Raw genomic sequence first — 26,899 nt, forward strand, 5'->3', positions numbered from 1 at the left:
ACTAACGCCCCGTCAACAAAAAATAGTCACCTTTTCACTAAGTTCACTCTATTTTTCCTGAAAAAAGGGTATACATATTACTATACAAAGGAGGCTGCTATGACATTCTATATATTTGATGTGGACGGTGTTCTGACAGATGAACATGCCCGTCCCAGTGAAGAGGTATTACATACAATCGAGAAGCTGCACAAACAAAACGAACATCTCGCGTTCATCACCGGCCGCTCCAGGAAATGGCTGGCTGACAATATCTTTTCTTCCTTGGATGAGGAGGAAGATTGGTCAGGCCTATTCTGCGTCGCGGAGCATGGAGCCATAAAAGGAAAAGGGCCGGATGTAGAAAAGTGGGAGCTTGATAAAGACTTCGTAGTGTCTGATGACGTAAAAGACAAACTGATTAAGATCAGCCAAAAACAAGATTATGATGGACTCATTGAATGGGATGATACCAAGGAATCCATGGGAACCGTCGAGTCGGTCCACGGAGACCCGGAAGACAAGGAACACCTAAAAAAACACAAAAGGCGTTAAATGCCTATTCCAAAGAAGCAGAAGAAGTTGCTGATAAGCACAATAAAAAGGTTGTAGTCTCTACCTATGGTGTCGATGTTGTGCCGCAGGATCTTTCCAAAAAAATCGGTGCCGAGTGGGTTTTCGGCCAAGCTTCGGCAGAAGGGAAACCTGTCTATGTGTTCGGAGACAGCCATGGAGATTTCGTTATGGCTGAAACCGCCTGCCAATGCGGTGCCAAGGATGTGACCTTCTTTTGGGTAGGAGACGGCGATGCGCCTGAGAGCAAGGATGAGAATATCACCATTAAGAGTTCAAACGAGAATTATGCAAAGGGTACTCTCGAAGTATTGAACGAACTTCTCTAGCAGACATTAGCTGGTCCTCTGCCTTCAGCATGGCAGAGGACCTTTTTATGGGTAAAAAGCAATGAAGTCCAATTTATGTTATCATTAAAAAGTTGGATACTCTCAAATTTTTGAGAGGTGAAGTATGAAAAAAGCGACTCATGTATTTTGGTTTGCATTGGCTATCTCGTTGATAGTCGTTATCTGGGGGGCTGCGGCTCCCAAACATCTAAATAATTTTTCATCTGAACTGACCGGCCGTATTTTAAGTGACTTTGGCTGGTTCTACTTGCTGATTGTTATCGCCATTCTTCTTTTCTGTGTTTTCCTGATGTTTTCCCGATTTGGCAAGTTAAAACTGGGAAAGAAGGATGACGAGCCCGAGTTCAGCAGATCTTCTTGGTTTGCGATGCTCTTCAGTGCCGGAATGGGAATCGGCCTTGTCTTTTGGACAACCGCCGAGCCCATTTCTCACGCTTTCATCAACAGCCCTACAAGTGAAGAAGGATCGAATGAAGCGATTAAAGAAGCGTTGAAATACTCTTTCTTTCACTGGGGCATCCACGCCTGGGCCGTCTATGCTATCGTCGGATTGATCCTGGCCTATTTTAAATTTAATAAAGGGGCTCCCGGTTTGATCAGTGCCACTCTGACTCCTCTGTTTGGGGAAGAGCTGATGAGAGGGCCTCTTGGAAAAATGATAGATGTCCTGGCTGTATTTGCGACAGTCATCGGTGTAGCGGCCACACTTGGTTTCGGCTCTGCGCAAATTACTGGAGGACTCTCCTATCTATTCGGTTTCCCGGATACTTTTGCCGTACAGCTGACTGTACTTGCGATCGCAACCGTACTGTTCATCTGGTCCGCATGGTCGGGTATCGGAAAAGGTATCAAGTACCTAAGCAATATCAATATGGCACTCGCGATATTATTGCTGGTGGTTCTCTTTATTGTCGGACCCACCATGTATATCCTCAATATGTTCACACACACTCTGGGAAGCTATGTTTCCGACTTCTTTGACATGAGCCTGAGACTTGCTCCTTTAAGTGAAGACAAGCGGAGCTGGATTGATGGCTGGACCATCTTTTACTGGGCTTGGTGGATTTCCTGGGCGCCGTTCGTCGGAATTTTCATTGCCCGCATTTCAAAGGGACGGACAGTAAAGGAATTCCTTTTTGGTGTACTCCTGCTTCCATCGCTGGTATGTTTCATCTTCTTCGCTGTTTTCGGAGTTTCTGCCCTGAACCTTGAGCAGCTTGGTACTGCGGCTATTTCTGACCTCACATTGGAAACCTCCACATTCGGAGTACTAGCAGAGTACCCACTGGGAACGTTCATGTCCATCTTGACCGTCGTGGTGATTGCGATTTTCTTCATCACCTCTGCGGATTCTGCCACATTTGTGCTTGGCATGCTGAGCACGAACGGAGAGCTGAATCCTGGAAACTCTGTTAAAATCGGCTGGGGCCTGATCCAATCCACCATTGCGGCAGTCGTCGTGTATTTCGGCGGCACCCAAGGCCTGCAGAACATGCTGATCATTGCAGCCCTTCCGTTTGCAGTGGTGTTAATATTGATGGGCGTCTCTTTCTTTAAAGACATACAGAAAGAGGGAAAATCTCAACAAAAGTAAATAACCAGATTCAATCTAAGAGTATCCAATACAAGCACTGTTCCTTCAATGGAGCAGTGCTTTTCTATTACCATATGAAAATAAGGTATAATGAAATTGTCTGAATAGCAGAATAAATGTATTGCGGGGACGGATACGGATGGCGATGAAAGAAACAAGCAATTATATTCTTCAGGCTAAAAGCAAACAGTTTTACTGGGAGGGAAACGGACAGCTCTCCATTAAAACCTTCACTAATGGAAAAGCATACTACAAAACTTCAGCAGGATTTTTTGCTGTCGAAGAAAAAAGACATCTCATTTTAAATGAGGGCCCATATACGTTAATGATTGATGAGGAAGAGGAAGTTGAATCCTTCTGCATTTTTTTTAAGGATGGATTGGCCGAAGAGGTGCTGGCTTCATTCCGTGATTCACCGGAAAAACTATTATCGGACCCTTTCAAAGACAGAGAAAAGACAGGCTTATTTGAAAAAACGTATCACACTACAAGGAGTTTGTCCGATAAATTACAGAGACTGCAGAAAATGTCTTCGAAGCCGGAAGAAGCTTTTCACTTTTTAATGGAGGATATCCTTTCGCAGCAACTAAGGCAATTCCGCGATGTAAACTCTCTTCCTGCTTTACGTGAGTCCACCCGTGAAGAGCTTTACAGAAGAATAAGTATTGCCCATGAATATATCAGAGCCTGTTATCAGGAGTCTTTAACGCTGAGTGAGATTTCCAGAGCTGCCTGCCTATCGCCTAATCACCTTCTTAGAAACTACTCCTGGATATACGGAAAAACACCTCACCAGCATCTCTCACAATTCCGGATAGCAGAGGCAAGAAGGCTGCTTGCACAGACCAATCTCAGCATGACCGGCATTACCTTCCGGCTCGGCCTGAATAACCCTGTCTCCTTCAGTAAATTGTTTAAGCAGCATACCGGACTATCACCATCACAATACCGAAAAAAGGTGATATTGGATAAGAATTTTCACTAAAAATACTCTATCCTTAAATAGAATCAAATCGAAGGGAGAAATGACAAATTGGAATCAAACACTATTCAAAAAATCGGACAAATCGGAGTGCCTGTAGATAATATTGACCGCGCAATTGATTTTTATAAAGGGAAACTGGGCCTCACTCTTCTCTTTAACACAGACAGCATGGCTTTTCTTCAGTGCAGCGGTTTGCGCCTGATGCTGACACTGCCTGAAAAAGAGGAATTCGCACAGGCCAGTTCCGTCATCTATTTTGAAGTCAACGATATAACTACTTCCTATGAAGAACTGAAGAAAAACGGAGTAACCTTTACGGACGAACCTCATGTTGTCGCAAAGATGGGCCAGACAGAGACCTGGATGACCTTTTTCAAAGACACAGAGGGTAACACTCATGCGCTGATGAGTGAGGTATTTGCTTAAGGACCTCTAAGATGCTGCGCAGGTGAGTCCCAGTACCGCGGCTGCACGGGGTGTAAGAAGGAAAATAATAGAACGGCGGGCCCTCCTCTGGACCCGCCGCTCTATTTATTTTTTTGATCTCTCCTGAACAAATCCATGGACTTGTATCCTGCTGACAATACTTCCTTCATCTGAATTAAGCGCTTTTCCTGTGTCTCTTTCCTTTTTGCGCTAAAGATATAGCGGGCCCAATCTTTTTGATATCCAAAAGTCAGCCCATCATAAATGGCCAGGACCTCTTGACTGCCTTTCAAAGAATTCCTTACCTCGTCGATATTCTCGATATAGTCATCGACACACTGGCTGCTTTTTACCGCAGCTTTCTTCTTCTCCGGCTGTGCTTTCATCCCAACCACTGTGAACGTTTCATTCAAGCTGACCATCCTGGAGAACTTCAGATTGCTGCCATGAACAAATCCCTCTGCATTATAGTGATCCTCATTATAAATGCTGTCGCGTTCTATATACTGGTCATACTCCAGGTTATTTTTCTTCGGATAAGCGAAGTAAAGGTAGCCGTTATCCTTAATCAGCTTTTGGTTGACCGCCTTCTTCAAATACTCCCTGAACTCTTCAAGATTGTAGATGAACAGAAAGACCAAATCATACTGTTCTTCCTTGATTGTGCTGTCAAAAGCCAACTCCTCAAAATCATGAAGATTTTCTGGTATGTGAAGGACTGCTCTTGAAGAGAACTTTTGTAAATTAAGCTTTTCAATAATGCTTTTCTGCGAATTAATTTTCACATAACCCCTCCTTTCCTTATTGTGCGGCATGAGGAAAACGAAGAGTGACCGTTGTGCCGCTCCCAATGGCACTGTCAAATTGAATGGTACCCCCATACTTTTCCACAATATTATAGCAGATCATCAACCCAAGGCCTGTCCCTTTGCTTTTTAAAGAATAAAAAGGAGTTCCCAAAAAACTGACTTCTTCCTCTGACATCCCCCGGCCCCTGTCTTCTACTTTGATTTCGATAGTATCCCCGTGCCTTCCCGCCTTAACTGAGATAGGAGAACCATGCGGGGAGGCTTCGATTGCATTTTTAACTAAATTGATCAACAACTGCTTAAGTTCAATAGAATTGGCTGAGACATAGCACTCTCCATGAACTTGCAGATGTATTTGATTATCATGGAAAAGCCCATATGTCTTCAGGAGATCTGTCACGTCATCGAGCATCAGCTTAATATCCACTTTGCCTAAGCTGTTCTCCTTATCCGGTTTCGCTATTGAAAGAAATTGAGAGATCACATATTCTGCAGAGTCCAGCTCATTGATTAACAAAGAGAAGTTCCTTTTATATTCATTATTGAAGTCATCATCCCCTGCATAATATTGCAAAAACCCTTTAACCACAGTAAGGGGATTCCTGATTTCATGCGCAACGGCAGCAGCGAGCTGGCCTGTCGTCTTCAAGCGCTCCGCATTCTGGACCTGTTCATAATAAAGGCGCTGTTTCTGTATCCTTCTATTGGTTAAATGGTAGATAAAAAAATGATTATTTGACTGCCGATAAAATTGACACTATTGCCTATCAAATCTACTTCAATATGAGAAAACCGGACTCCATTATCAATGATAGAAATATAATTGAAGGTCAAGAAGATAAGGATTCCGTTCAGGATCAGAGAAAAATAGAACAGCTTCTGATCAAAAAACAGGATAGATCCCGCAGGAATTAAACAAAGAAAAATAAATGTCGACCATGTCTCAGGATAGAGGAAGAACAAGACATAAAAATAGGCTGAAGCCGCAATGATCGTTAATATCCGGAAGCCCCTGCTCTCAAACTTCGGATATAAAAGCAGACAGAGACTCAGAACCAATATAAGCGCAGCGTGCATCGCATACCCTATGCCGGGATTGGCCATTTGCGGATTGCCTGCCACTAATCCGGCAGACATTAAGATGATGCTGGTCAAGACACTGAAGTAATATAACTTCTTATTATAATTTGAGTGAAACTCCTTCAATTCGCTCACCGCCAATATTCTTCTATATATGTAACTATCTTACAAATTATAACATTAGTCAATTACTCCAAGATTGGCTTTCAAAGGCAGCCTGGTGATTGCTGATAATACGCGGAAACAGAGTCAAAATAAAGAAGGACACACCCTATATTCAAGGTGTGTCCTTCTATCCTCTTTATATACCTGCTTATCTTTCTTCAAGCCTGTTGATTCGATCGTCTAAATCAGGGTGTGTGGAAAAGATAGCAGATTTTCGTTTACCATTGATTTTCAAAGTTGCAACGGCTGTGTCTCTTTCCTCTACTACACGGTTGGAATAAGCTTTGAGCATACGCAAAGCATGGACCATTTTATCCTTGCCGGCAAGGTCTGCACCGCCTCGGTCTGCATGGAACTCTCTATAGCGTGAGAACGCAAATACGACTAGGCTTCCCAATATGGAGAAGACAATCTGGAATACGATGACGGCGATGAAATGGACGATTGGCGCCATATCTTCTTTCACGAAACGAGAAGCAATCCAAGCCGCGATTCTCGCCAGGAACACGACGAATGTATTGACGACACCTTGCAGAAGCGTCATTGTCACCATATCGCCATTGGCAATGTGGGCAACCTCGTGTGCAATGACACCTTCAACCGCATCATCATCCATTTCACGAAGAAGTCCTGATGAAACAGCTACCAGGGAACGTTTCTTGGAAGGACCTGTAGCAAATGCATTCACTTCAGGTGAATCATAAATACCCACTTCAGGCATATGCATTAATCCAGCCGCTTTGGATAGGCGGTGAACCTTTTCCACCACTTCCTGCTCCATGGCAGACATTGGCTGGTTAGGATCTAATACACGGACATTCATCATTTTCTTCGCAATCCAGCGTGACATTGCCAATGAGATGAAGGACCCGGAGAAACCGATGATCGCACTGAATATCAGCAAGGATACAAAATCAATGTTGCCTTGAGCATTAATATAATTACCTGCTCCAGTCAAAGAGAAGATAATACTAATCGTTAACAATACGAGAATATTCGTTAATAGAAAATACAATATACGTTTTCCCATTTAATCTCCCTCACTTTTTCAAGTTCAAATGAACCTGTATATGATCTTATTATATGATTTTTCCCTAATAATATCAATCTATTTTAATTTACAAAGACTGTTTTCGCATACATTGCTGCTATTAGAAAAATCCAAAGAGGCGGATTTTTTGTTAGGGGTCCCTGATGGGCAGGTTGAGTGACACCAAGAGGCGTTTTTTTGTTGTTAGGTATCCCTCACAAAAAACTTTTTTCCGATATTCTGCCGTTTTTAATGCTGCTTTACCCTATTGCTACTTTAAGCAGAAGGACCTTAGCCATCGTCCCTCCTTGAAAAGATTGACTGAAAAGGAATCAACACTTAGGATTAAAGAATAATATGGAGAACATTTGGAAGGATCAGGGGTGATGAATATGGAAGCCTTCAAACTATCCAGAAAAAACATGGCCGATTTACTTCTCTCTTTAAACAATTCTGCGGAAGAATCGCCATTAATGGTGCTGCAAAACGCCTGGACCTCATCACATGAGGATAAAATAAAAGATGGATTGACATTAAATGCCTTCATTTCTACAGAGATGCCTGCCATCTTCGAGAAATTCATCAAGACAGATAATGAAGACATTGGGTTTTCCATCAATGAAATCGTTTCATTGGGGAACCAGATTGAGTTTGCGAACCTCTCTCCAAGCGCTGTCCAAAATTGGGTTAAGCGGGATATAAAAGAGCTTATAGGCTCGCCGCAATTAGGAAGAAAATATACAGTCGACCAGGCAGTTATCCTCTTTATCGTAGAAGACCTGAAAGCGGCTCTCGACTTTGAATCCATCAGAAAAGTACTTACCTTGATTTTCAATAATCCAGAAGACCGTACCGACGATATGGTCAACCCAGTTGATTTATATTCTGCGTACGCTTCGGTATTCGATAAAATCCATCATCATACAGCGCCTTCGTTACAAGCCGCTGCTTCAATGAATGGGTGTGTAGGTACATTAATCAAGGAAGAGTGCCAGACCTCCTTGCCTGTATTTAAAGGAGTCGGAAAAGAAAACCTCGACATAGTATTGAATGTCCTGATATCCGCTGCTCTTACCGTACAGGCAGCCTACTATCAATCACTGGCCAGAAAGTATGCGGGTGCCGCCTTATTTCTGAAAGGCATGTAAAAAGGATCGTTTCGCTTCTTCAACTTTTGAATAAGCGAAACGATCCTTTTTTGCTTCAAACGAACTTCTTGCCAGGAAAGGCAGTCATTCCATGACTATCTTTACAATAAAGATTTGACAGGGATGTTTCACGTGAAACAATTCTATTAAAAAACGGACTCTATTGGAAGAGTCCGTTTTTCTTATCTTTACCTTATTAATGGCCGCCTTGTGAAGATTCTTTCTTCTCAGGTGCGAACCAGCCAAATAGAGCGATTGCTACCAGAATTCCGTAGAACGTAAGTGTCCACGGAGTACTGTGAGGGAAATGGTGGTCAAGAACACCGATATCCTCATGGGCCAAGGTAATGACAGCAAGCTTCACACCTACCCAGGCTACAATCGCATAAGCAGTTGTTTCTAATGCCGGGCGTTTGGCAAGTAACTGTACAAACCAAGTCGCAGCATACTTAATCAGAATCAGTCCGGCGATTCCGCCAAGAACGATCACTATGAACTTACCTGCATCCATGCCTCCGAATTGGCCAAGTCCTGAATCAGGCAAGCCCAAAGCAAGCGCAACAGCCGCAAGAATGGAATCAATGGCAAAAGCAAGATCAGCTAAACCAATTTTACCGACAGTCGGCCAAAAGCCTTTCCCCTTTGCTTCTTTTTCTATTTCCTCTTCTATATTCTCATTTTCCTTCCCGAACTTGGCGGTAATTAAGTGCTTGCCTCCCAAGTAGATAAGGTAGGCTGCACCAATTGCCTGCACCTGCCATACATTCGCGATAAATGAGATAGCGAAAAGGGCTCCGAACCTGAAAAAGAATGCCATTAGAATTCCATAGCTGATTGCCTTTTTCTTCTGGTCATCCGGTAAGTGCTTGGCAATGACGGCCAATACAAGCGCGTTATCTGCCGACAGCAAACCTTCCAGTCCAATTAAAATTAATAATGCCCAACCATATTCCAGCCAGATCGACTCCAAAATACCTCTCCTTCCTATAAAACAAAGTATTTGCAGTAAAGGTCTGGCTAACAATGTGAATTGCCAATAAAGCCGGAGGTAAACCCTCGTGCTGACGACTTTATTTGTACAGCTACTCCCCTTTACTTTTATATAATGCTAATAAATGGTGAAAAAGTCAAAAAAGAACGTACCTATTTATATATTTCTTTAAATAAGATCCTGTAACTCCTTTTTTCATGGCTTTAATACTCCGCTTATCTTCTCCTTGCGCTCTATTCTATATTCCTTTTTCGCCCGATTGTTAAACTATGACAAAAGAAACATAAAGAAACTGCATTCAGTATGTAGCGAAGAATTCCACTCCTTCAAAAACTCCCTTCTGCATACACCTTGAAATTACGGGAAACATAGTTGAAACGTACTGGTGCCTTTGGTTATTTCATTGAAAGTGGCAAGCGCCCCCTCGAGAGGATGTAAAACAAACAACCTTAAAGACCGTATTCACACCCATTCCTGTTATTGGAAGATCATTAGAGCCGAATTTCCCTGAGAAACCCAAGTTTTGTTCTCCAAACGGAGAGTGCCGTTCTTTTCCTTCTTGCTGCTTGGATATCAAGGTGAACCCTACAAAATTACAACAAAGTTACGAAAAGAGCCTTAAGAAAAGGAGATCCCTCATGAAAAAGGATAATGAACCTGTCTGTGACGAAAAAGATTACCTTCATCATTACCTCATTGAGCAAATCAACAGAATATCGGTTGAAGAACAAGAAGAGCAGATGAAGGAAGAGTATGATAATTATTGGATAAATATAGTAATCGCGAGGTGAGGGCTTGAATATTCTAAACCAATTAAAAGGGTTCAACTTTGATGCGCCCGACGCTGGCAGTGAGTTTGCAGCATTGGCAGATGCGTTAAAACTAGTTACTGAGGGCAAGGACAATGCCACAGGCAAATTAAAACACTTATATTCGACGGTTAAAGATGACTCCCTGAAAAGTGAATGTGCAGTAATCTTATTTGACCTTTACTTTGCAGAGTCTGACTGGAAACAGATTGAGTTCAATGGTCTTCTTGATGACAGCAGCATTGATGAGACCAACCGCTTAATTGCAAGAGCATGCAGCCAGGCGGAGCAAAGATTTTTTGTGTTCCCGGACAGTCGTCTGCAAGTACCTATTGAACTGAGTCTCACTGGCTGTCCTGTTATTGAAGTATTAATCAATGGACATAGAAAATTGTTCTGGCTTGATACGGGTGCAGGCATGACGGTCATCCCCCGTTCATTAGCCGCTCAATGTGATATTAATGTGATGGACGGTGAGGAAATGAAGGTCGGAAACTCTACAAATAAAAATGTTGATACAGAACTTGCCATTATTGATTCTATTGAAATTGAAGGTCTCCTCATTCAAAACCAACCGGCTTTAGTCCTGAAAGATGAGTATTTACACCTGCATAACCCCAAGACACAGGAAACGGTGATAATTGAAGGAATTATTGGCTGGGATATCATCCAGCACCTTTTTCTAGAGATTAATTACTCTAAGAAGCAGGCAGCCATCCAGGAACCACAACTTCAAAGTGAGTTGAAGGGAAATAATCTCTTTTTTTGCGGAGCCCCCATTGTAATGTTGAAAGCAGAAGATGGCTCCCCCCTTTATTTTGGATTAGATACCGGTGCAAGCAGATCACATTTCGGCCGGCCTTTGATCGCTAAATTTCCACATTTGGATATCAGTAAAAGAAGAGTCCATGCAGGCGGAATTGGTGAAGTAAAAGAGATAGAAGCAGACAGCCTGAGCTCGTTACATGTTTTTCTTCATGAGACACACCGGATAGAGCTTTACAATATAAGAGAGATGCTTTCCGATTTTGCCTCCTTCTTCCATTTGGACGGAGTCCTTGGAAGTGACGCAGCCAAGGATAGCTCTCTGATCATTGATTATAAAAATAGAAGAATTGAGATAACCAATTGAGACTCTTAAAAACTTTCTCATTTGAAAGCATCTCTTTTGAGAATCGTGCCGTTTTCTGTTAATTTTAATGTAGCTGATAAAAGTTCTCAGCTAACCAGCACTTCAAACAGTTCCCTGTTTGACTATCTATCTTTTTTAAAAAATTCTAATCAGAAAATCTATTTGAGTTTTATCCTTGACGTAGAATAGATTCTATATAATAATATATATCAGATTAGAATAATTATAAAAATTAACTATATTGAAGGAGGACGACATACTATGTCTCTTATCGGATCTGAAGTAAAACCATTTAAAGCACAAGCGTTCAAAGACGGAGAATTCATCGAAGTAACAGAAGAAAGCCTAAAAGGCCAGTGGAGCATTTTCTGCTTCTACCCTGCAGATTTCACTTTCGTATGCCCAACTGAGCTTGAAGATCTTCAAAACAACTACGAAGAACTAAAATCTCTTGGTGTTGAAGTTTACTCTGTTTCTACAGATACTCATTTCACTCATAAAGGCTGGCATGACAGCTCAGAAACAATCGGTAAAATTAAATATGCAATGATCGGTGATCCTTCTCAAAGAATCACTCGTAACTTTGAAGTATTAAATGAAGAAGATGGTCTTGCTGACCGCGGTACTTTCGTTATCGATCCAGACGGCGTTATCCAAACAGTTGAAATCAATGCTGGCGGAATCGGCCGTGATGCAGATATTCTAGTAAGCAAAATCAAAGCTGCACAATATGTAAGAAAGAACCCAGGCGAAGTTTGCCCTGCAAAATGGCAGGAAGGTTCTGACACACTTAAGCCAAGCTTTGACCTTGTAGGTAAAATCTAAGGAGTTGGTTTAAATGTTACTAGATGCGGATACCAAAGCACAGTTAGCCCAATATCTTGAATTGCTTGAGGGCGACATCCTTCTTAAAGTAAGCGCCGGTGAAGATGAGACTTCCCGCAATATGCTTATTCTTTTGGATGAACTGGCTACTATGTCTTCCCACATCAAAGTGGAGCATGCTGAATTAGAGCGCACTCCAAGCTTCAGTGTAAACCGTATCGGTGAAGATACAGGTGTAACCTTTGCCGGCATCCCTCTTGGACATGAGTTCACTTCTTTAATCCTTGCCCTTCTACAAGTAAGCGGCAGGGCTCCAAAAGTGGATGAGAGCGTCCTTGAGCAAGTGAAGAACCTTAATGGCCAATACCATTTTGAATCATACATCAGCCTTAGCTGCCACAACTGTCCAGATGTAGTTCAGGCACTCAACCTGATGAGCATTTTCAATGAAGGTGTCACGCACACCATGATTGACGGTGCTGCTTTCAAAGAGGAAGTAGAAAGCAAGGAAGTTATGGCGGTGCCGACCGTATTCCTTAATGGCGAAGAGTTCGGAAGCGGGCGTATGTCCCTTGAAGAGATTCTTGGCAAGATGGGCGGCGGTCCAGATGCATCTGAGCTTTCCGGGAAAGATCCTTATGACGTTCTTGTCGTCGGTGGAGGCCCTGCAGGAGCCAGTGCTGCCATTTACGCAGCCCGTAAAGGCATCCGCACCGGTATCGTTGCAGAGCGATTTGGCGGACAGGTTATGGACACCCTTGGCATTGAGAACTTCATCAGTGTCAAACACACCGAAGGTCCAAAACTTGTGGCGAGCTTGGAAGAGCATGTGAAGGATTATGGCATTGATGTCATGAATCTGCAGCGTGCCAGCCGCCTGGAAAAGAAAGACCTTATCGAGCTTGAGCTTGAAAATGGAGCTGTACTGAAAAGTAAGTCCCTTATTCTCTCAACGGGAGCACGCTGGCGTAAAGTCGGCGTTCCAGGCGAAGATGAATTCAAGAACAAAGGGGTAGCTTACTGCCCTCACTGTGACGGTCCGCTTTTCGAAGGCAAGCATGTAGCTGTCATCGGCGGAGGAAACTCCGGTGTTGAGGCTGCCATCGACCTTGCCGGTATTGTGAAGCATGTAACCGTCCTTGAGTACAATGCAGACCTGAAAGCGGACGCTGTTTTACAGGACCGCCTGTACAGCCTGCCAAATGTAACAGTAATCAAGAACGCTCAAACAAAAGAGATTACCGGTACCGATAAGGTAAACGGAATCACTTATATGGAACGTGATACAGAAACCGAACAGCACATCAACCTCGAAGGTGTATTCGTGCAGATCGGTCTTGTACCAAACACGGATTGGTTAGGCAATGTCCTTGACCGTAACCGTATGGGCGAGATTGTCATCGATAAGCAAGGTGCTACAACTCTTCCAGGAGTGTTTGCTGCAGGAGACTGCACAGATAGTGCCTATAAACAAATCATCATTTCTATGGGATCAGGGGCAACGGCCGCTTTGGGTGCGTTTGACTACCTTATCCGTAACTAAGTACTAAAGAACCGCTTCTACCATTGTAGAAGCGGTTCTTTTTCATTTCCAAGTGTTTTACTAATTCATATGATAGATTTCTTCTTCCTCATCAATCAGGACTCGGTTGCGTCCCTCTGCTTTTGCTGAATACAAAGCCTTATCAGCTCTATTCAAAAGATCAACAAGCGTCTCCTCTCTTGTCTTAGCTGCTTCAGCCACTCCAAAGCTCATAGTGGCTTTAATATAGATATCCTTTATCTTGAGAGGCTTTGTCTCAAGATTCAACCGAATGCGCTCAGCCAGAGACTTCGCTTCTAAACTACTATATCCTTTCAGTCCAAGAACAAATTCCTCACCGCCATAGCGGGCAAAGAGTTCCCCTTTCTTCAACTGTGTTTGACAAATATTCACCACATGAGCGAGCAATTGATCGCCAGTAGTGTGTCCGTACGTATCATTGACCCTTTTAAAATAATCTATATCCATTAAGATGACTGTAAAGGGAGAAGATTCCGTTTTGGCTTCCTCAAATTCCGGATTGCAATGTTGAAAAAAGGCACGGCGGTTATACACTTGTGTAAGCTCATCATGATAAGCAAGATGCTCTAATTTCAATTGCAGCCGCGTAACCTCTGTAATATCAGTGAATATGATTAAGAGTCCATTGTGCTGGTGGGCCTGCTGAAGCTTGGAAATACGTACTTGGTAGGTGTGTTCCGGCGAACCATCGACCGTGAATCGGAATTCCTGAATACTTGAACCTCCAGCTGATTCATATGGAAAATCATCTACTGAAATGGCACCCCAGATTTTGGTGAATTCCATCCCCAGCATGCTCTTACTCAACCCGGGAAACATCCGCTTTGATGCTTGATTAAACTCTATCAATCTATGTGATTCGTCCAGCACTACGACTCCATCATTGATACTTTGAAAGATGGCATCTTTCGCAATGGGCATGAGTGTAAACATCCGCGATGAGCTGATAGACCAAAAATAGCAAAGGGACGTTACCCACAAGACCATAGGCACCGGGTCAATTCCAGAAGGAGTCAAACCAACCAAATAAATAAAAGCTGTAATAATTGGAACGAGTTGGCCGATTATTAATGAAAGCAATTGCGGCCTGTAAGCATTGGCCGTTTCCTTCCAGCGGGAAAGTAATAGAAGCAATGCCGCAAAAAGGCAGCCAAATGTGTAAAGGCCATGAATCATATACCATTGTCCTATTTCCTGAAGGATGAAGGGTGGTCCCAATTCAGCATCGATCTCAAATACTCTGTAATGCAGATGGTGAACATCGTTTGTCGCAACCATTATCAAACTGATAAAAGGAATAGCCAGAAGTGCGGCCCACCTTATAGCAGTCAGCTTCATCCCTAAATAGCGCAAGATGAACATTAACCCGAGAGCTGGTGAGAAAGGCATGCCCGCATATAGAACAGCGGTCCAAAATTTGATTTCAGGAAGCGTAGTGGACAAGAGAACAAAGGCAGACCCTACACAATAGATAAAGGTGCATAGTGTATGGAGAATAAACAAGGGTGCAATATTCTTATAGTGAAGGCGTCTGGCATATACAAATATACACAAATATAAACTGAGAACACTAGAAGTACAAATTAAAGTAATATAAGCTGTCAATTCCGAATTCACTGTTCCGGCCCTCTTTTTAGAAGCTTTTTTATTTAATGTAGCACATATGTAAATCAAAGTGGGTGCTTTCTTGAAATTAGTAGGTGGACTAAGAAAAGAGAAGCAGACTTGCAAAATAATAAAAGGCTCTTTCCAAATAAATTGTTGCTATCGGATATCCCCGAATACTTTGGTTTTTCTCTCTTTTCAGGGTGCTGCTCTTTTCTTTGTGGCTTACCAGGTAATTTCAGAAGTTTTATGGCGTTATCTAAAAAGGTTCTTATTAAAAAGCAACAAGGTTAACGAAAATATCCCAATAAAAAGAACCTTCCGCTCTGCATCTGCAATAGCTTGAAGGTTCTCATCTTATTCTTATTTATCAGCTCGTCACCTTTTCAATGGACTCCTTATCCAGAGATTTACCCAAAGCACTTTTCTTGTCATTGAGTCCAAGTGTTTCGGCTGTAGACTCATGGATTTCACGGAAAAGCTCCGGATTCTCCGACAATAACAGACCATAAGAAGGAATCATCTCTTTGATTTTCGGCTCCCACTCTTCCAAGTGCTGCGGGAAGCATTTACCCAAAAGCTCAAGCATGACGTTGACGGCCGTAGAAGCTCCCGGCGATGCACCAAGCAAGGCTGCAATTGAGCCATCTGCTGCGCTGACGACTTCTGTACCAAATTGAAGAGTTCCTTTGCCTGTGTCGGTGTCCTTGATTACCTGCACCCGCTGACCTGCCACCACGATATCCCAATCCTCGGACTTCGCATTGGGAATGAATTCACGCAATTCATCCATGCGCTTTTCATGAGATAACATGACTTGCTGAATGAGATACTTCGTCAATGCCATTTCTTTGGCGCCTGCTGCCAGCATTGTAAGAACATTATTCGGTTTAACAGAACCAATCAAATCTAGATTTGAACCCGTTTTCAAGAACTTAGGTGAGAAGCCCGCGAACGGTCCAAAGAGCAGTGATTTTTTGTTGTCGATGTATCTAGTGTCCAAATGCGGAACAGACATCGGAGGAGCCCCCACCTTGGCTTTTCCGTAGACCTTTCCATGATGCAGAGCTGCGATTTCCGGCTTGTTGCATACAAGGAACAGCCCGCTTACAGGAAAGCCGCCGATCTGCTTGGATTCAGGGATACCGGTTTTTTGAAGCAATGGCAGACTTCCCCCGCCTCCGCCGATAAAAACGAACTTGGCTGTATGGTATTCAATCTTCTTACTGTCGATATCGTGTACTTTTACTTCCCACGAACCGTCTCGGGTACGCTTAATATCCTCTACACTATGCTTGTAGTTAATCTCCACATCTTTAGTTTTCAAGTAATTGAACAGCATGCGTGTCAGCGCACCGAAGTTTACATCCGTTCCAGAATCGATCTTGGTCGCTGCAATTGGCTCATCTGATATACGTCCGTTCATGATTAGCGGAATCCATTCCTTCAGCTTTTCCGGATCTTCGGAGAATTCCATTCCTTCGAACAAAGGGTTAGTTGAAAGCGCTTTAAATCGATTTTTTAAAAAATTGATGTTGCTTTCCCCTTGTACCATGCTCATATGAGGAATCGGCATGATGAAATCTTCAGGATTGCTGATCAGGTTGTTTTTTACAAGGAAAGACCAAAACTGCCTTGATACCTGGAACTGCTCATTCACTTTGACTGCCTTTGTGATATCGATAGAGCCATCCGGCTTTTCAGTAGTATAATTCAGCTCACACAATGCCGCATGGCCTGTCCCGGCATTATTCCATTCATTTGAGCTTTCTTCCCCCGCACTATCCAGCTTCTCAAACACCTTGATATTCCACTGGGGAGCTAATTCTTTCAATATAGAACCCAATGTTGCACTCATGACTCCGGCACCAATCAAAATAACGTCTGTTTTCGTCTGTAGGTTGCTCATTATACCCATCCTTATCCCTATATTTGTATAGTAGAGCAGGCATTCCTGCTTGGAAGTGTTAGTGTTTTGCATTTTTGTAGAAATTGTTGATTTCCGCCACAGGTGCACGACTCCGCGGGGCGGACGGTGAGACTCACCTGACCCGCTGTTCCCTTCCCGCAGGAGGTCGTACACCCTCCGCTCCAATCATCTATATAACACAAGATACAAGATAAAATAACCAAAAAACATCTTTTAATAATTATAACTTTATTTATAGTATATTTAAATAATTTCCAGAATTAAAATAACAGTGGTTATCTGATAATTATAGACTATTCCGGCGTGATTGTAAAAAGCTGTATCTGTGTAGTTTGGATAGTTAAGAATTAGTATCCACTAGCTGCGCTCCACCTCAGTATAAAAATCTCATCCAAACTAATCACAATTTATTTGAATAATAACTTGGCCCCCACTCAAGTTCTGCTAAGTTTTTATTATTTTGAAAACCAATTTGCATTCCAAGAATCTTTTCAGTATTATATATCTAAATGATACATATCTTTTAGATAGGTGGGTGACTATGAAAAAATACAATGATACAACGTACGCGATTTTAGGAATCCTGACGACCGAGTGTAAAACGGGGTATGCCATTAAGCAGCTTATCGATAACAGCTTGAGCCATTTCTGGAAAATCAGTTACGGCCAAATTTATCCTGCCCTGAAACTCATTGTTGAGGAAGGTCTGGCGGAAATCAAGGAGTCTTCGACACCGGGCAAAAGGGACAAAAATGAATACTACCTTACCAAGAAAGGCAAAGAAACCTTAAAAAGCTGGCTGGAGGAGCCTATTGAACAACTGCCCGTCGAGCGAAACGAAATTTTGCTGAAATTGTTTTTCAGCCAGCATCAGTCAAAAGAGAACACCCGCTTACTCCTGTTAAATTATAAGCAGGATTTAGAAAAACGTTACAACACCTATATAACGATCGAACAATCTATTAGCGCCCAGCATGCCCATGATAGAGATGCTGCCTATTGGCTGTTTACATTGGATTACGGCAAAAGGGTAACAAAAGCTGCTGTCGAATGGTGCGAGGCTGCTTTGGATAAGTTTGAAGAAATGAGGGGGCTGTAATGAGAAATCAAATTTTAAATGGACGCCATACGGCTGAAAACGGCGAAGATATTGTCGTGTTTATCATCGGGATGAGGATCAATAAACCCTTGGCGGTTCATAAATGGCTGCCTGTATTAAAAGCAATGCCTGGCATGATTCAGGAGCTTTATTCCAATAAAGAGGAACTGGGATTTTTATCAATGGAGAGTTATTTTGGACTTAGAACGACTTCTATGATTCAATATTGGCGTTCGATGGATGACCTGCTGGCCTATGCCCATAATGACAAGCATTTGACTGCCTGGAAAAACTTCAATAAAAAGATCGGCAGCAATGGAGCGGTTGGCATTTATCATGAAACTTATCAATTAAAGAGCGGGAACTATGAATCCATCTATGGCAATATGCCCCGCTATGGCTTAGGAAAAGCCTTGAAGCATACTCCAATTTCTTCAGGGAGAAACACTGCCCGGGAGCGGATTGGATCATAGTGCGGTAACAAAGCGCACCCGAGTCTGCCTCGATGCCCTTTGCCTATCTGCACTGACAGTTACCAAAATCCTGCACTTTCCATAAGCAAGTATCCCCCTGTGAACAATAGGATGAGATAAGTGAAGATACGAAAAACTTTTTGATTAATGGCTTTAAACAACAGCTGCCCTATATACAATCCAGCGAATACTAAAGGCAATGCCCATAAACTTGATATCCAGACTGTTGAACTCGTACCGGCAAAGATAATTTGAAACACTAAACTGCCCAGGTAGATAAATAAGTAAAAGGCGAGTGTGGTCCCTCTCAATGTCTCTTTTTTGGTTTCGGTTCCTGAAAAATATAATAATAATGGCGGCCCCGGCATTCCTATACTAGTTGTCAATAATCCTGAGAGCCCGCCAACCAGTACGTCTTTTCCTTTATTCTGAACCATCCGGAATCGAATGATCAGCATAAAGGTTAAAACTAAAATGACAATGCTTACCCCAAGCTTCAATTTCTCTATTTCTAATAGCATGAAAATCATGATTCCGATGGGCAGCCCAATGATACTTCCCGCAACAAACCTTTTCAGAATGCCAAAATCTACATCACGCCTAATCTTCATTATTAAAGCACTTGAAATAAAGAAAGATAACAGCAGGTTTATCTGAATGGCTTCAGCTGGTGAAAATATGAGTAAAAGAAACGGCGTTGCCAGGATAGAAAACCCAAAGCCGGTACTAGTCTGCAGTACAGAGGCCGCTAGAATAATGATAATGAATGTGATGATTTCCATAAAAAAACCTGCTTTCCTTTAAACCTTACCAGCTATCCCTTCTCTACTAAGTCTACCATTACATAGGTTAGCATATTTTTGCTTCCCATTACGTTTGCCAGTCCAAATATCACTGAATTGCTGCACCCCCTATTCTATGTTTCTTATCAATTAATCCGTTCCTGCGAGCCCCCTCCCCCATATTGTTTTCCCTTAAGAATCCGTCTAAAAAGCACTTTTAACTGTTTCAACTTACCAGGAAAAGGGGTATTTTTTAACAGATAAATGAAACATTTTACAATTTTATACGTAATAACTGGAAACGATCGCAAACATCCAGACTAGTTATGGAAGGAGAAAAACAGATGAAAAAAAGAGTATGGCTTTCTGCCATAATGTTGAGCCTGGCCCTTGCAGCCTGCCAGAATGAACAGACCGCCCCGGGGGAAACAAAAAATGAATCCGAAGGTCCGACAGCTGAAGATACGCAGGATCAGGAAGCTGAGCAGGCAGCGGCAGAACCTGCTGGCGCGCTGGAAGAACTGGAAGAAATGGATCTTCCTCCGCTTCCCGAAAAACCTCAGGATTTTGTTCAGCAGGGAACCGGACTTTTAAATAATGAAGCGGTTGGCGGGGGTGAGGAATCACAGGCAGCCTTCCTGGAGTTATTCGGTGATATTCCCGCACTGCCCGAGGATGCTTCACAAGAAGAAATGGAATTATACTATCAGTACATTCATACCATCACGAAAGTAAGCCTGCCCGACCCATCCGGCGTCTTGGATGCGGCAAGGTTCGATATGGAAGGAATGCCCGAAGCCGACCGGCGCTATGAATTTAAAGATAGCTATAATATTGAAATCATTTTGGATGCCAGCGGATCAATGGGGGCTGACGCTGGCGGAGAAACCCGGATGGAGCAGGCAAAGCGGGAAATTCAGAACTTCCTTGCTTCAGCACCAGAAGAAGCGAACGTTTCACTGCGTGTCTATGGACATGAAGGAACAGGAGATGACGCTGATAAAGAGATGTCTTGTACTGCCATAGAGGAAGTGTATGAACGGGGTCCCTATGATGAAGGGGCATTCCAGGAAGCCCTGGATCAATTTGAACCTGCAGGCTGGACACCCATTGCCGGCGCACTGGAATCAGCTGCAGACAGCTTCGAAGGCTTGGACGGAGAGCAAAACACCAATTTAATATATCTCGTCAGTGACGGCATTGAAACTTGTGATGGCAACCCTGTCACAGCAGCAAAAAGCTTCGCTGGAAGCAATATTTCCCCTATTATTAATGTCATTGGCTTTAACGCAGATTCAGAAGCACAGCAGCAGCTTAAGGAAGTAGCAAAAGAAGCAGGAGGAGCCTACGCGAATGTCAATAATGCTGAAGGCTTGCGCGATGAATTCGAAAGGACCGGTGATATTCTTCAAAAATGGAAGCAATGGAGAGTCGGTGCCTTGAACAACCGAAACTGGACCAGCGTACATGCCATGGTGGACATCAATAATTTCAGCATTGCATGGAACAACAATGCCAGAGCACAGGTTAATTCAGAATACAACGCGATGACCGTGCTGATGGAAGAAGAAAAAATCACCTATGATCAGCTCGGTCCTTTGAAAGACCTGGCTACTGCCAACTATGATAAGGCACTGGAAGCAGGCAGTAAATTTTATGACGAGCTTCAGCAAATCAAAGACGAAGGCATCGAAGGAATGGACCAGATGATAGAAGATGCCCGTCCTGATGAAGAGTCAGGGAGTTAAAAATTTATAAAATGGTGTTGTATAATTTCTGGTGAATTTATTGTCAACAGCCGCTTTTTCGCTAGAGAGAAGTTCTGATGACACCAATAGAAAAACCGGTCCTTAAAACGAGGCCACTGAAAATCTGCTGATTTTAGAATATCACTTTGATTAATAGGGCTGTTTTCGCATATAATGATGCTTTTGGATATCCCTGGATACTAAGGTTTTTATCTCTTAACGGAGTGAGAAGCTCTTTTCTTTCTTGCTTACCAGGGGAATTCCGGTGAGTTATAGCATTAGCTTACGAAAAAAATAGCAACAAAGTTTACGAAAAGAGCCATTAATAAAGAAAAAAGCTGACTCTAAAAGGAAAAAGAGTCGGCTTTTTTCTTCATAATGCTTATCCTTTAGCTCCCCAAAATAAAGGATTAGTCGACTAAATCGATTTTTCAGGAAGTCTATTGTCCTAAGGAACTAGGATATTTAAAGATCCATATACTTACTGAACATCATTGTTAGATGTAGGATCATTGGAGACGCCGACCTATATTGACGGTTCAATTAATTGAGCTTAGTCTTCTTTTTCTCAACATTGATTAGAGTGGAAGTTACACGACCTCTTGCGGGACTAGCGGGCGTCAAAAGCGCGCTTGCTCTTCCCCAAATAGAGGGAGAAATTCCCCTTATTTAATAAAAACCACTAAAAATAGCTTAAATAAAGGGAGAAATTCCCCTTATTTGTCTCAAACCATTAGAATATAGGTGCTTTTTCTTTATATAAGGGGAAAAATTCCCTCTATTTACCTTCAAAATGAGTTTCAATCAGCCATTAAGGGGAAAATCTCCCCTTATTTTTCTGATAGCTCGCCGGGGTCATATAACCTCAAGAGAATAAAGGAAAATATCCTTTACTGGACTTTTTCATGGCCTCCTTAAAACCCCCGGCTTCTTCTTTTGTGCTCATTCTTAAAAGCTCAGGTACTTTGACCATTTCCCCCGTGATTTGAACCCCATACTTCGAGTTACACTACAGGCCCATAGAATCCTACTGAACATATAATTCAAGAGATGCATATAGTATTTGAGGAGATGGAAACTCTTAGTTTCAATATCTTTCATAGAATTTGTTATTTAAACGAACGTGGAAAGGAGAGATATCACAGTGAACATCAGTTTTTTAAGCCCTGCCTATAATAGCGCTCAATGGATCAAAACCATGCTTGATAGTATTCCGAAAGACTATGCTTTTGAAATTCTAATCTGTGATGATGGTTCTACTGATAATACATTAGAAATACTAGAAGACTACAAAAAGGGATGCCCTCAGTTAAAGATCTTAATCAACGAGGAAAACATAGGGGCAAGCCATTCATATAACCGGCTGATTGCCGAAGCAGCCGGGGATTATATTGCAATCATTGACAGCGACGATATGTATCTTCCTACGATCAAAGATGTGTTGAAACAAGTGGACGGAGAATATGATATTTATTATTACAATATGCTTCGAAAAGATGGTCAGGCAATCATAAAAAGAGAAACAGATGGTTACGGATGGCCAGGTCAATTTAAAATCATCAGAAGAAGCTTTATTGGTGATGCTCATTTCACAGTAAGAAAGGAATATGCTGGTGACTGGGATTTCAACAGAGCCTTGGTTGATAAAAAACCTAAATGTAAATATACAAACATATTTGCCTATTGGTACAATTTCCCACGGGAAGATTCTGAGTACTTTTTACATCTAAGAGGATTGAAATAAATCTGTGTTAGTTAAATCTGACGAAAAGTATTCAATCACTAATTTAAAGTACATCCGGTAAGACATGTTCATTCCTCTTTCAACTGCCCCTCTGTTACAACAACTCCATAAGAAATAAGACCATCAAAATAAAATGATGGTCTTATTTCTATAGAGAATTCCTTCAGCCGTATTTCTTCTGGTGCTCTTTCTTTCGCTCCAGATAATCTTTATCTTCCCGCGCAAGCTTCCACTTTTCCATAAAAATGGCTGCTGATTCTGCTTTCTCCGGATCGTTCTGCCTTTCGTGCACTTTGCCGTTTTCATCGTATTTCTTCCCGCCTTTGTAATTCGTGTAGCGGCGGGCACGTGTATAGCCCATCTGCAGGAATTTCCTTGCCATGTCCATACCGACAAAATCTTCTTTCTCCTTATAATCGAGAAACATTTCATAAATCTTATCAGATGACTCTTTTGCGATGTCCGGCGTCTTAAATCGCCAATACTGGAGGATTTCGCTTTTATAAGGCTCTACCATCAGTACCCCTTGCTCTCCCCTGCCGACTCTGTATAATTCCGGCTTCTCGCGAAAATCGATATTATCAAAATCCAGATCATAATTGAAAGCCATAGTGGTCACCCTTTTTATTGGAGGTTTACCCTTGCCGCCATTTTTGTATGCGAAGAAATACTTTTTAGTCTACTCCCTCTCTCCTATGCAGCATTAAACTTTAGGGGACACGGATCTCCCTTACTTTGATAAATTTGAGATAAAAGCCGATATGTCCTTCACTTTTCAAGTATAATGAACATAATTCAGATATGCATATAATAATTCTTGAAGAGAATTCTATCCATATGACGAAAAAACAAAAAATAGAGGTTAAAAAATGAGTAAAAAAAGTTTTGCGGATTACCATGTAAGTGAAGAGATACAAAGAGCCCTGGTTGTTTTAAAATATGAAACGCCAACAGAAGTCCAAAGTAAAGTCATTCCCCCAGCAATGGAAAACCAGGATCTCGTCGTAAAAGCTCAAACTGGAAGCGGAAAAACGGCTTCCTTTGGCATCCCTGTTTCCGAAATGATTCATTGGGAGGAGAAAAAGCCACAGGCTTTAATCCTTACTCCAACGAGGGAACTCGCGGTACAAGTTCGGGAAGATATCACGAATATCGGAAGGTTTAAACGCATTAAAGCAGTGGCTGTCTATGGAAAAGAACCTTTCTCAAAACAACGGGATGAATTGAAACAAAAAACTCATGTTGTTGTTGGTACGCCCGGCCGGGTCATGGACCATATTGAACGAGAAACATTGGAACTGGATCAAATCAAGTATCTTATCATTGACGAAGCTGATGAAATGCTTAATAGAGGTTTCATTGATGAAGTGGAAGCAATCATCAATGAGCTGCCTTCAGATCGAGTCACCATGGTATTCTCGGCTACCCTGCCTAAAGATGTTGAAAATCTTTGCCACAAATATATGAAGAATCCTCTTCAGATTGAGATTGAATCCACAGGGGTAACGGCTGATACCATTGAACATTCTTTGATTGAAGTGAAAGAAGAAGAAAAGATATCACTTCTTAAAGACATCACGGTTGTAGAAAATCCCGACAGCTGCCTGATTTTCTGCCGTACAAAAGAACATGTCGATACTGTGTACAGCGAATTGGATAGGGCTGGATACCCTTGTGAGAGGCTCCACGGAGGCCTGGAGCAAGAGGACAGGTTCTCGGTGATGGAAGGGTTCAAATTGGGGAACTTCCGCTATCTCGTGGCCACTGATGTCGCTGCCAGAGGGATTGATATTGACAATGTGACGCTGGTCATCAACTATGACGTTCCCATGGAAAAAGAGAGCTATGTCCACCGCACCGGAAGAACCGGCCGTGCCGGAAATAAAGGAAAAGCGATTACCTTTTCAACACCTTATGAAGCAAAGTTCATCAAAGCCATTGAAAGATACATCGGTTTTGAGATACCTGCGACAGAAGCTCCAAGCTATCCGGAAGTGGCGGCCGGCAGAGCTTCGTTCGAAGAAAAACTCAGCGGCAGGCGCGTTGTAAGAAATAACAAAACCGCCCGTATCAATCAAGATATCATGAAACTCCATTTCAACGGCGGTAAAAAGAAAAAAATCCGCGCAGTTGACTTTGTCGGGACGCTTGCAAAAATCCCAGGAGTCTCAGCAGACGATATCGGCATCATCACCATCCATGACCAAATGTCTTATGTCGATATCCTGAATGGAAAAGGCTCATTGGTTTTACAAGCGATGGAGAATGAAACTATCAAAGGGAAGAAGTTAAAGGTTAGTAAGGCGATTAAGTAAAAGGGAAAGCGCCCCGTTAGCCTTGACAGATAATGTTTAGTATCATACCAATATCTAGATAAAGAGGCTGGGACAAAAGTAGAAAACTAATTGATGCAAGTAGAAATCATAGAAAATAAAACCGCATGAGATCAAGGTTATATACTTGATCTCATGCGGTTCATTTTTGTTATTAGGCTCTTACCTTAAAGATGTTATTTTTTTAGATTAGGTTATCCGCCAGTTCCTGATCGCAGGCGGATTGGAGCGGAAGGTGTGGGACCTCCTGCGGGACTAGCGGTCGTCTAGTTCCAGCGCCTAGCCCCTCGGGGTCAAACAACCCTCAGAGAATAAAAGGAAAGACCGCCTTTTATTCTCTGAGGAACATTTGCCTGTCGGGGCTGACCAAGGCGCTTCCACTTTTGATGACAGGTGAGACCAAGGTTACGTACCCACTGGAACGTAACCCCGCAGGCAAATCTAGCTCCAGCGGCCGCCCCGCGGAGTCGTGCACCTGGAGCGGAAATCCTTTCTTTATACTCAGACACATTCTTTTGAAAAGAGCTTTTTATAAGGTTTTGTCCCAGCCTCCCTTATCATTCTCTTTCTCTAGCCACCTGTGTATCCCGAATATTTTTCTGAATAGTGATTGCCGCAAATAGGCTAAGAACAAATGACATTGCATAAAATCCTTTTTCACTTAAGATGATGCTGCCAGCGTTATAAAGGCCGATTGCCATCAAAGAGATGGCTACAATCACGGCAAACCAGCTTAGCCCGTAATAGATCCCCGAAACCGGGATATCTTCTTCCTTATCCCTTACTGCCTTTTGCAGGGATATAGATGCGTAAAGGCCGAATACCAATACAGCAAAGTAATACCCCTTTTCATTCAATTCCATTCCAGCATTGAACAGACCAATCAGATAAGCCGATACACCTACAACCAAAGCTGCCCAGCTTGCTCCTTTAAAAGCAGAAGTAGGTTCCCCTTCTTTTCTTTCCACCTTGATCTTAGGTTTCTTTTCATCCCTGTTCACCAACGGGTTTTCATTAAATTCAGTCATTCTCCGCTCCCCTTTATTATCACTCACCATACAGTCGCTAACACACTCACTGTAAGTAATATTATAACAATTTATGACAGATTATGCCTGAAAATTATTAAGTGAAATTAAAGAAAATGACTGACTTATATCAATAAGAGGAAACCTATCGGCGGATAGAGCTATTTCTCTATTTATGATACGGTTCACCCCGATTAATCCGAAAAGCCCGATAAACCTGCTCAACCAGTATCAGCCTCATCAACTGATGGGGAAAGGTCATCTTCGAAAAAGACAGCATCTCATTGGAGCGCTTCAATACTTCATCACTCAAACCCAGAGAGCCCCCAATAACAAAGGCTATTTTGCTTTTTCCGTAAGTCGCAAGCTTATCCAGGTTATCAGCGAGGTCTTCTGAGGTTCTCATTTTCCCTTCGATGGCCAATGCAATGACATGGGCATCGGGCGGGATTTTTGCCAAGATCCGCTCTCCTTCTTTTCCTTTAACTTGAATCATTTCCGTTTCACTTAATTCTTCGGGTGCTTTTTCGTCGGAAACTTCAATGACTTCGACCTTTGCGTATGCACTAAGACGTTTTAAATATTCATCGATTCCTTGCTTAAGATATTTTTCTTTTAATTTTCCAACCGTCACAATAGAGATATTCACAATTCACACTCGCTTTACAACCAATTTACAAACACGTTATCCACAGAA

General features: G+C 42.4%; 27 protein-coding genes. 16 read left to right on the top strand and 11 right to left on the bottom strand.

Annotated features, from left to right (window positions below; translation table 11 throughout):
* Positions 1 to 99: 99 nt before the first annotated feature.
* The 5 genes from B9Z54_RS04515 (at position 100) to B9Z54_RS04535 (ending at position 3,907) form a co-directional block, all read left to right on the top strand.
* On the top strand, positions 100 to 534 hold the full coding sequence (locus B9Z54_RS04515; protein WP_162785087.1) for an HAD hydrolase family protein: 435 nt from the start codon (positions 100 to 102) through the stop codon (positions 532 to 534).
* An 80-nt stretch (positions 535 to 614) separates the two neighbouring features.
* Positions 615 to 881: a hypothetical protein gene (locus tag B9Z54_RS04520; protein ID WP_113927309.1), complete on the top strand. Its 267-nt coding sequence runs from the start codon at positions 615 to 617 to the stop codon at positions 879 to 881.
* A 124-nt stretch (positions 882 to 1,005) separates the two neighbouring features.
* On the top strand, positions 1,006 to 2,496 hold the full coding sequence (locus B9Z54_RS04525; protein WP_113927310.1) for a glycine betaine uptake BCCT transporter: 1,491 nt from the start codon (positions 1,006 to 1,008) through the stop codon (positions 2,494 to 2,496).
* Between the two features lie 139 nt (positions 2,497 to 2,635).
* The gene (locus B9Z54_RS04530) at positions 2,636 to 3,481 is read left to right on the top strand and encodes a helix-turn-helix domain-containing protein (protein WP_113927311.1); all 846 of its coding nucleotides are present in this window, start codon (positions 2,636 to 2,638) and stop codon (positions 3,479 to 3,481) included.
* A gap of 48 nt (positions 3,482 to 3,529) precedes the next feature.
* On the top strand, positions 3,530 to 3,907 hold the full coding sequence (locus B9Z54_RS04535; RefSeq protein WP_113927312.1) for a VOC family protein: 378 nt from the start codon (positions 3,530 to 3,532) through the stop codon (positions 3,905 to 3,907).
* Positions 3,908 to 4,008: 101 nt separating this feature from the next.
* Here B9Z54_RS04535 and B9Z54_RS04540 read toward each other — a convergent pair whose 3' ends face one another.
* From B9Z54_RS04540 to htpX, 4 genes are all read right to left on the bottom strand, one after another.
* Positions 4,009 to 4,692, bottom strand: coding sequence for a YdeI/OmpD-associated family protein (locus B9Z54_RS04540; protein ID WP_113927313.1), 684 nt, complete (start codon positions 4,690 to 4,692; stop codon positions 4,009 to 4,011).
* 16 nt (positions 4,693 to 4,708) lie between these two features.
* Positions 4,709 to 5,365, bottom strand: a complete 657-nt coding sequence (locus tag B9Z54_RS25535; RefSeq protein ID WP_240189801.1) for a sensor histidine kinase — start codon at positions 5,363 to 5,365, stop codon at positions 4,709 to 4,711.
* Positions 5,366 to 5,424: 59 nt separating this feature from the next.
* The gene (locus B9Z54_RS25540) at positions 5,425 to 5,931 is read right to left on the bottom strand and encodes a hypothetical protein (RefSeq protein WP_240189802.1); all 507 of its coding nucleotides are present in this window, start codon (positions 5,929 to 5,931) and stop codon (positions 5,425 to 5,427) included.
* A gap of 178 nt (positions 5,932 to 6,109) precedes the next feature.
* Positions 6,110 to 6,991 (bottom strand): protease HtpX, encoded by an 882-nt coding sequence (gene htpX / locus B9Z54_RS04550; RefSeq protein WP_113927314.1) that lies wholly within the window; start codon positions 6,989 to 6,991, stop codon positions 6,110 to 6,112.
* A gap of 392 nt (positions 6,992 to 7,383) precedes the next feature.
* Here htpX and B9Z54_RS04555 point away from each other — a divergent pair, with 392 nt between their 5' ends.
* Complete coding sequence (locus tag B9Z54_RS04555) at positions 7,384 to 8,139, top strand: DUF1836 domain-containing protein (RefSeq protein ID WP_113927315.1); 756 nt, start codon at positions 7,384 to 7,386, stop codon at positions 8,137 to 8,139.
* Positions 8,140 to 8,335: 196 nt separating this feature from the next.
* Here the strand turns inward: B9Z54_RS04555 and B9Z54_RS04560 are convergent, their stop codons facing one another.
* Positions 8,336 to 9,109: a TerC family protein gene (locus B9Z54_RS04560; protein ID WP_113927316.1), complete on the bottom strand. Its 774-nt coding sequence runs from the start codon at positions 9,107 to 9,109 to the stop codon at positions 8,336 to 8,338.
* A 659-nt stretch (positions 9,110 to 9,768) separates the two neighbouring features.
* Between B9Z54_RS04560 and B9Z54_RS25175 the strand changes: the two genes are divergently transcribed.
* The 4 genes from B9Z54_RS25175 (at position 9,769) to ahpF (ending at position 13,439) form a co-directional block, all read left to right on the top strand.
* Positions 9,769 to 9,921, top strand: a complete 153-nt coding sequence (locus tag B9Z54_RS25175; RefSeq protein ID WP_205207672.1) for a hypothetical protein — start codon at positions 9,769 to 9,771, stop codon at positions 9,919 to 9,921.
* A 4-nt stretch (positions 9,922 to 9,925) separates the two neighbouring features.
* Positions 9,926 to 11,071: a retropepsin-like aspartic protease gene (locus tag B9Z54_RS04565; RefSeq protein ID WP_113927317.1), complete on the top strand. Its 1,146-nt coding sequence runs from the start codon at positions 9,926 to 9,928 to the stop codon at positions 11,069 to 11,071.
* 261 nt (positions 11,072 to 11,332) lie between these two features.
* Positions 11,333 to 11,896 carry an alkyl hydroperoxide reductase subunit C gene (ahpC, locus tag B9Z54_RS04570; protein WP_113927318.1) on the top strand — a complete coding sequence of 188 codons (564 nt, stop codon included), beginning with the start codon at positions 11,333 to 11,335 and terminating at the stop codon, positions 11,894 to 11,896.
* Positions 11,897 to 11,909: 13 nt separating this feature from the next.
* Entirely contained in the window at positions 11,910 to 13,439 is a 1,530-nt protein-coding gene (ahpF, locus tag B9Z54_RS04575) for an alkyl hydroperoxide reductase subunit F (RefSeq protein WP_113927319.1), read from the top strand.
* A 60-nt stretch (positions 13,440 to 13,499) separates the two neighbouring features.
* Here ahpF and B9Z54_RS04580 read toward each other — a convergent pair whose 3' ends face one another.
* Positions 13,500 to 15,077 (bottom strand): histidine kinase N-terminal 7TM domain-containing diguanylate cyclase, encoded by a 1,578-nt coding sequence (locus tag B9Z54_RS04580; protein ID WP_113927320.1) that lies wholly within the window; start codon positions 15,075 to 15,077, stop codon positions 13,500 to 13,502.
* 70 nt (positions 15,078 to 15,147) lie between these two features.
* On the opposite strand from B9Z54_RS04580, the gene B9Z54_RS24680 reads away from it, so the two are divergent.
* Positions 15,148 to 15,411 carry a hypothetical protein gene (locus B9Z54_RS24680; protein ID WP_162785088.1) on the top strand — a complete coding sequence of 88 codons (264 nt, stop codon included), beginning with the start codon at positions 15,148 to 15,150 and terminating at the stop codon, positions 15,409 to 15,411.
* Positions 15,412 to 15,435: 24 nt separating this feature from the next.
* Here B9Z54_RS24680 and B9Z54_RS04585 read toward each other — a convergent pair whose 3' ends face one another.
* Entirely contained in the window at positions 15,436 to 16,983 is a 1,548-nt protein-coding gene (locus B9Z54_RS04585; RefSeq protein ID WP_113927371.1) for a malate:quinone oxidoreductase, read from the bottom strand.
* A gap of 553 nt (positions 16,984 to 17,536) precedes the next feature.
* Between B9Z54_RS04585 and B9Z54_RS04590 the strand changes: the two genes are divergently transcribed.
* Entirely contained in the window at positions 17,537 to 18,094 is a 558-nt protein-coding gene (locus B9Z54_RS04590; protein WP_113927321.1) for a PadR family transcriptional regulator, read from the top strand.
* On the top strand, positions 18,094 to 18,567 hold the full coding sequence (locus tag B9Z54_RS04595; RefSeq protein ID WP_113927322.1) for a DUF4188 domain-containing protein: 474 nt from the start codon (positions 18,094 to 18,096) through the stop codon (positions 18,565 to 18,567). Before B9Z54_RS04590 ends, B9Z54_RS04595 begins: the two co-directional genes overlap by 1 nt.
* Before the next feature lie 59 nt (positions 18,568 to 18,626).
* On the opposite strand, the gene B9Z54_RS04600 is transcribed toward B9Z54_RS04595, so the two are convergent.
* Positions 18,627 to 19,349 carry a sulfite exporter TauE/SafE family protein gene (locus B9Z54_RS04600; RefSeq protein WP_113927323.1) on the bottom strand — a complete coding sequence of 241 codons (723 nt, stop codon included), beginning with the start codon at positions 19,347 to 19,349 and terminating at the stop codon, positions 18,627 to 18,629.
* Positions 19,350 to 19,693: 344 nt separating this feature from the next.
* Between B9Z54_RS04600 and B9Z54_RS04605 the strand changes: the two genes are divergently transcribed.
* Both B9Z54_RS04605 and B9Z54_RS04610 read left to right on the top strand, forming a co-directional pair.
* Complete coding sequence (locus B9Z54_RS04605) at positions 19,694 to 21,097, top strand: vWA domain-containing protein (protein ID WP_162785089.1); 1,404 nt, start codon at positions 19,694 to 19,696, stop codon at positions 21,095 to 21,097.
* Positions 21,098 to 22,241: 1,144 nt separating this feature from the next.
* Positions 22,242 to 22,841, top strand: a complete 600-nt coding sequence (locus tag B9Z54_RS04610; protein ID WP_113927325.1) for a glycosyltransferase family 2 protein — start codon at positions 22,242 to 22,244, stop codon at positions 22,839 to 22,841.
* Between the two features lie 163 nt (positions 22,842 to 23,004).
* On the opposite strand, the gene B9Z54_RS04615 is transcribed toward B9Z54_RS04610, so the two are convergent.
* Positions 23,005 to 23,451 (bottom strand): DUF4385 domain-containing protein, encoded by a 447-nt coding sequence (locus B9Z54_RS04615; protein ID WP_113927326.1) that lies wholly within the window; start codon positions 23,449 to 23,451, stop codon positions 23,005 to 23,007.
* Between the two features lie 259 nt (positions 23,452 to 23,710).
* Between B9Z54_RS04615 and B9Z54_RS04620 the strand changes: the two genes are divergently transcribed.
* The gene (locus B9Z54_RS04620) at positions 23,711 to 25,156 is read left to right on the top strand and encodes a DEAD/DEAH box helicase (RefSeq protein ID WP_113927327.1); all 1,446 of its coding nucleotides are present in this window, start codon (positions 23,711 to 23,713) and stop codon (positions 25,154 to 25,156) included.
* Between the two features lie 575 nt (positions 25,157 to 25,731).
* Here B9Z54_RS04620 and yiaA read toward each other — a convergent pair.
* Both yiaA and rlmH read right to left on the bottom strand, forming a co-directional pair.
* Positions 25,732 to 26,202, bottom strand: coding sequence for an inner membrane protein YiaA (gene yiaA, locus B9Z54_RS04625; RefSeq protein ID WP_113927328.1), 471 nt, complete (start codon positions 26,200 to 26,202; stop codon positions 25,732 to 25,734).
* 169 nt (positions 26,203 to 26,371) lie between these two features.
* Positions 26,372 to 26,851: a 23S rRNA (pseudouridine(1915)-N(3))-methyltransferase RlmH gene (gene rlmH, locus B9Z54_RS04630; protein WP_113927329.1), complete on the bottom strand. Its 480-nt coding sequence runs from the start codon at positions 26,849 to 26,851 to the stop codon at positions 26,372 to 26,374.
* Between the last annotated feature and the right edge of the window lie 48 nt (positions 26,852 to 26,899).

The organism is Bacillus sp. P14.5, assembly GCF_003316765.1.
GTDB lineage: Bacteria > Bacillota > Bacilli > Bacillales > Bacillaceae_B > Rossellomorea.